Below are 5,733 nucleotides of genomic sequence, written 5' to 3'. Positions count from 1 at the left end.
ATTTTATCGGTTTTGGGCTAAATTAATTTGAGAAATGAATTTAATTTTTGACTTCGCTTGTAATTGTTGAATAACTGTTTCTAGTTGTTTTGATTGTTGCAGTAACTCGTCTTCCTGTTGTTCATATAGTTTTTGCTGTCTCTCTAAATCTCTCATTAAACCTTCCCGCGAGGCCATAGCTACTTGTAATTCCCTTTGTCGAGAAACTATTTGGTTTTTATAACTTTGCACTTCTGTTTGCATTTGTGCTAATTCTTTTTCTTTTTGTTCAATAACTTCTCTTTGTTGCTTGTAGGATTCAAATAAGTTTGCATCAAAATCTACTATGCGTTTTACAATATCCAATCGTGTTATAAAATCTCCAAAATTTTTGGCACCAAGAAGCACATCTAAATATCCCCATTCTCCACTTATGTATATAGCCCTTATGCGCTCCTTCATTGTTTGGAACTGGGTATTTTCCTTTTGTTTGGCCGCTTCTAATTCTTTGCGCGTTTTGTTAAGTTTTGCAGTAATATCAGACAATTGTTTTTGTGCATTTGCTAATTCTTGCTGTGTAGCATTAAGTTTTTTATCTAAATCTGCTATTTGAGCGGCAATATCATTTTTTTGATTAATTATTTCTTCCTTCTTCTTTTTAGTCTCGGTTATAGATTTTTGAATTTGATTTAATTTGTTTTTAGCATCTTGAAGCTGGTCTGCTTTTGGATAGGATGTAAAGAGTACTGTAAAGAGAAATACAACCACAAAGAGTAGCCATTTCCACCTATATCTTCTCAATGCTATTTCCCCCTTGTAAATTTTACACATTCAAGAACCTTTTAATTGAAAGTCCACTTCCTAAAGCTCCAATTATTGCACCAATTACAGAAAAATACACCAAAATGTCCCCTACTATTTTTTCTAATGGCAATAGTTGAAACACTATTAATTTATTATTAATAATATCAAGCACATATCCATAAATTAAAACTAATAGTGCAACTGATAACAAGGCACCTACCAGTCCTAATACTACACCTTCAATCAAAAAGGGCCATCGTATAAACCAATCAGTCGCTCCAATATACTTCATTATGTTGATTTCTCTTCTCCTTGCAAAAACCCCCAATTTTATTGTGTTAGAAATTATGACAATTGAAATTATAAAGAGAATAAATATAATGGAAAGCCCCACTATCCTTATTATCTTTATAATTCCAAGAAGCTTATCTACAACATCTTGCCCATAACTCACCTTGTCAACCCCATTTATTTGCTTTATCTCGTTTGAAATATCTTTCATCAAACCAGCATCTTTCACTTTTACTATATAAGATTGAGGAAGAGGATTATCTTTTTCCAAGCCTTCTGCTAAATAGCTTTTATCTCCTAATTGTTGTTTAAATTTTCGTAAAGCCTCTTCTTTAGATTCAAAAACTACCGAAGTAACGCCGGGTATTTTTTTTATATCATTGCCTATCTGGGTAACTTGTTGCTCAGAAATATTATCTTTTAAAAACGCTTTAAGTTCTAATTGAGATTCCACCTGATTAGTCAAACTATTAACATTTAAAATAATAACAAGAAACAAACCTAAAATAAGCATTGCTGCCATTACAGAAGTTATAGAAGCTATTGTCATAAGCCTATTTCTTGCTAAATTGCTAAAACCTTCTTTTAAAAAATATTTTAAATTTCTAAAGAGCATATCCATAAGCACCCCTTGCTTCATCTCGTACTATGTTTCCTTTTTCCAGCGCTATTACTCTTTTTTTCATTGCATCTACTATGTCTTTTGCATGGGTGGCCATAACAACTGTAGTACCTCTTTTATTTATTTCAGATATAAGTTTTACAATTTCCCAGGAAGTATCAGGATCCAGATTCCCTGTAGGTTCGTCTGCTATAAGAATAGAAGGTTCATTTACAATAGCTCTTGCTAAAGAAACCCTTTGCTGTTCTCCACCAGACAGCTGCCTAGGATACTTGTCCGCTTTATCACTAAGCCCAACTAGTGATAACACCATCGGAACTCTTCTCCTTATCTCTTTAGGAGAGGCCCCTACAACTTCCATAGCAAATGCAACATTTTCGAAAACTGTCTTATTAGGAAGCAATCTAAAATCTTGAAAAACTACCCCCATACTCCTTCTCAAATAAGGTATCTCCCGCTTTTTAAGTTTTGTTATATCTTTTTTATTAATCACAATACTGCCAGAAGTAGGTTCTTCCTCTTTTAGCAATAATTTAATTAAAGTTGATTTACCTGCACCACTAGGCCCAACAATAAATACAAATTCTCCACTTTCAATTTCAAAACTAATATTTGAAAGAGCAATTATATCTTTATTGTATCTTTTAGATACATTTATAAACTTTATCAAATTTTCTCACCTCGGAATATCGTATAATTTTGTCAAAGTCATGATCGTCTTTAACAGGACAGCATCATCAAAATTCTTAGCATCCAGGCCTGTCATTTTAAAAATTTTATCAAGTCTATAAACTAATGTATTCCTATGGATGTATAACTCTCTGGCAGTCTCACTCAAATTTAGACTATTTCTAAAAAAAGCATTTAAGGTTTGTATCAATTCCTCATCTTTGAAAATACCAAAATCAATATTTCTTTTCTTAATAAAATTATTTACTTTTTCTATGTCAATTCCCCATAAAATTTCTGCAAAGCTGTAATCTTCGTAAATATATATTCCTTTTTCATCTTCCAATTTTTTACCAATAAGTAAGGCTGTCTCTGCTTCCCTATAGGCGATATGTATATCCTCAATTGGCACAAAGGAAGAAGAACTGGCTATTTTTACTTTCATATAGCCTTCAGATTCTATCATATCTTTCATAGTTTTATAAAGTTCTATTAAAGAGTTATTTCCTTTGTAAGAAAATATCGCTGCAAATCTTTTATCATCAAATTTTACAGTATATAAATTACCTTTATCAAAAATGTTGGTAATTATTTTTATCGCATCGTCTATTTCATTATTCGATTCGACAATTGCTACTGTGTATTTCACATTCTTATTTATTTTATATTTTTCAGCATAATACGACACTAAATTTACGCTTAATTTACCTGTTAAAGCCTCTATCAAAAACTCTTCTCTATTATATTTCTGCAGCAATTGTTCAAAAATTAGAGAAATTAGATAAAGCACTTTTTTTGATTGTTCATCTTTTCCTTCTAAAGCGATAGTAAAAAAGAGAACATCATTGTAAAATATGTTATAGCATATAAATTCCCCTACTTCATATATCTCTTTTTCATCAATATATTCTACATTTATCTTTAAAAATCCTGCTTTTTTTTCAAAAAAATCTTTGTCGCCGTAAATTAAATTTCCGGACTTATCTATTATATATATTGGCATTTGAATATTTTTTTGAATATCGTAGGCTACCTTTTTTATAAGGTCATAGCCGATCATTTTCATACCACCTTACTTTATAGTATACAATAATTATACACTATTTCCTAGAAGAAATAATAGGCAAATGTAAATTTATGTGGTATTTTGACACAAAAAATAAAAGGCGGAATAACCGCCTCAGTTTGCTGGCAAACTAATTATCGTTGTTAGCATTTTGCATCGTTCGCTCCGGTGATATCGCAGACTAAACTATCGCTCGCCCTCGGGCTCAAGCGGGGTTCCGGGCACATTCGTCATCCTTGACTTAGTGCCCGCCTCCGCCTTCCTTGGCTTCGGCCCCGCTTTCGCCTCTCAGCCTCGCTAAGTTTAGTTACTGCTCTATCAAGTCGCTACACTTATGCAAAATGCTAACATGTTATATAAAAAGTTTGTCTACAGTCTAAGGCGGAATAACCGCCTTTTAGCTTATTACTCTATTCAAAATTGACATTTCTGTTTCTTTATCAAACATGTGCAATTTATTTATATCAAATCCTATTTTAATTACGTCTCCTGCTTTTGCCCTTGTTCTTGGATCTACTCTTGCTGTCAATGGAACACCATTCACATCCAAATATAGATATGTCTCTGGACCCATTAGCTCTGTAACTTCTACTTTTGCTTCAACTACAGCCTCTGGATATGCTTCCAAGAACACTTCTTCGTCATGCAAATCTTCTGGCCTTATTCCTAGCACAATTTCTTTTCCAACGTAGCTTGGATCTTTTAATCTCTTTAAAATCCCTTCTGGCACCAAAATGCTGAATCCCTTAAAAGTAGCATATACTTTGCCATTCTTATTCTCTAATCTTGCATCAATAAAGTTCATTTGAGGACTTCCAATAAATCCAGCAACAAATAAATTATTTGGATAATCATAAATAGTCTGAGGTTTATCTACTTGCTGAATAACTCCATCCTTCATAACTACTATTCTTGTACCCATTGTCATAGCTTCTGTTTGGTCGTGGGTAACATATATGAAAGTCGTCTGCAATCTATCGTGTAGTTTAGCCAGCTCGGTTCTCATTTGTACTCTCAATTTTGCATCTAAGTTGGACAAAGGTTCATCCATCAAGAATACTTTTGGATTGCGGACAATAGCACGCCCCAATGCAACCCTCTGTCTTTGTCCACCTGACAAAGCTTTTGGTTTCCTGTTTAAGTATTCTTCCAATCCTAAAATTCGAGCTGCTTCTTTTACTTTTCTATCAATCTCCGCTCTTGGAACCTTTCTAAGTTTAAGACCAAAAGCCATATTGTCATACACTGTCATATGAGGATAAAGAGCGTAGTTTTGGAATACCATTGCGATATCCCTATCTTTTGGTGGCACGTCATTCACAAGTTTGCCATCAATATAAAGTTCGCCTTGAGATATTTCCTCAAGCCCTGCTATCATTCTCAATGTTGTAGTTTTACCACAGCCAGAAGGTCCAACCAATACTATAAACTCTTTGTCCTGAATTTCTAGATTAAAATCTTTAACTGCGGTAACACCGCCTGGATAGACTTTGTAAACATGTTTGAGTACAACATCAGCCATTTTTAGATTCCCCCTATTAGAAAACGTTTGATGTTTTTATTATAATACTATTTCTTCTTCTTTACTATCGTCAATAAATATGATATTTAGCACAAATTTTTGTACAATATATCTACAATAGTAGGTATTTTTTTCTTTAACCCTCTTTTTTTTGAATTTTATTTAAAAAATTAAACCATAAGAATACCAATACCCCATCAATAGCAATCAAACTCAAAAAAACATATAGTTTCACTATTTCCCCCTCCTCATCCCCGGGGATAATTTAAAAATAGTGATGAGATTCCCTAAGGCCAAAAGTGCTGCCACGTCTATAATTAGACTATATAAATAATGCCAGTGAAGATATTTTAGTACCCCTATATGCACTAATGAATATTCCATTACAAAAAATAGTGCGGTTAAAACAATCACATTTATAAAGCGCAAAATATTATTTCTAGGATATGTTTGTGCATACAATACTCCTATGCAAAAAGGTGCACCAAAAGTAAAAAATAAACTTGAATTAAAAATTTTAATAACAACATTAGAAAAATCGTAAAGATTAAGACCAATTGCAATTTCATCTACAACAAGTTGAAAACTTAAAGCTAATAGGCCTCCCCATACAGTATATTTTATATATCTCCAATCAACTAACAAAAAGAAAATAATCCATGAAACTATGAAAGTTATTATCCATGGCATTTATACCACCTCTTATTTAGTTTACCCATTTTTAATCTCTAATAAAAAATTTTTTAAGCTAATTGCGATGTTTGAAACCGAAGTAACAAC

5 protein-coding genes and 1 pseudogene are annotated in these 5,733 nt (G+C 32.7%); all 6 read right to left on the bottom strand.

Features of this window, described 5'->3' with window-relative positions:
- Positions 1-36 precede the first annotated feature (36 nt).
- Positions 37-780, bottom strand: a pseudogene (locus tag M663_RS0103055) (metalloendopeptidase); the annotation flags it as partial.
- A gap of 22 nt (positions 781-802) precedes the next feature.
- Positions 803-1,696 (bottom strand): permease-like cell division protein FtsX, encoded by an 894-nt coding sequence (gene ftsX / locus M663_RS0103050; RefSeq protein ID WP_029687885.1) that lies wholly within the window; start codon positions 1,694-1,696, stop codon positions 803-805.
- A complete protein-coding gene (ftsE, locus tag M663_RS0103045) occupies positions 1,680-2,366 on the bottom strand; it encodes a cell division ATP-binding protein FtsE (RefSeq protein ID WP_029687884.1) in 687 nt (228 codons plus the stop codon). The genes ftsX and ftsE overlap by 17 nt, the downstream gene beginning before the upstream one ends.
- A 6-nt stretch (positions 2,367-2,372) precedes the next feature.
- Positions 2,373-3,425 carry a helix-turn-helix domain-containing protein gene (locus tag M663_RS0103040; RefSeq protein WP_004400488.1) on the bottom strand — a complete coding sequence of 351 codons (1,053 nt, stop codon included), beginning with the start codon at positions 3,423-3,425 and terminating at the stop codon, positions 2,373-2,375.
- Positions 3,426-3,828: 403 nt separating this feature from the next.
- Positions 3,829-4,953 (bottom strand): sn-glycerol-3-phosphate ABC transporter ATP-binding protein UgpC, encoded by a 1,125-nt coding sequence (gene ugpC / locus M663_RS0103035; protein ID WP_029687883.1) that lies wholly within the window; start codon positions 4,951-4,953, stop codon positions 3,829-3,831.
- Between the two features lie 234 nt (positions 4,954-5,187).
- Positions 5,188-5,643 carry a hypothetical protein gene (locus M663_RS0103025; RefSeq protein WP_029687882.1) on the bottom strand — a complete coding sequence of 152 codons (456 nt, stop codon included), beginning with the start codon at positions 5,641-5,643 and terminating at the stop codon, positions 5,188-5,190.
- Between the last annotated feature and the right edge of the window lie 90 nt (positions 5,644-5,733).

Source organism: Thermoanaerobacter sp. A7A, from assembly GCF_000445185.1.
Taxonomy (GTDB): domain Bacteria; phylum Bacillota; class Thermoanaerobacteria; order Thermoanaerobacterales; family Thermoanaerobacteraceae; genus Thermoanaerobacter.
The sequence above is the reverse complement of the archived record's forward strand: the minus strand, read 5'-3'. Positions and strand labels throughout refer to the sequence as shown.

Excerpts from the sequence above, each read along its gene's own strand:
- ftsX (WP_029687885.1), bottom strand. The coding sequence starts at position 1,696 with ATGGATATGCTCTTTAGAAATTTAAAATATTTTTTAAAAGAAGGTTTT.
- M663_RS0103040 (WP_004400488.1), bottom strand. The coding sequence starts at position 3,425 with ATGATCGGCTATGACCTTATAAAAAAGGTAGCCTACGATATTCAAAAA.
- ugpC (WP_029687883.1), bottom strand. The coding sequence starts at position 4,953 with ATGGCTGATGTTGTACTCAAACATGTTTACAAAGTCTATCCAGGCGGT.
- M663_RS0103025 (WP_029687882.1), bottom strand. The coding sequence starts at position 5,643 with ATGCCATGGATAATAACTTTCATAGTTTCATGGATTATTTTCTTTTTG.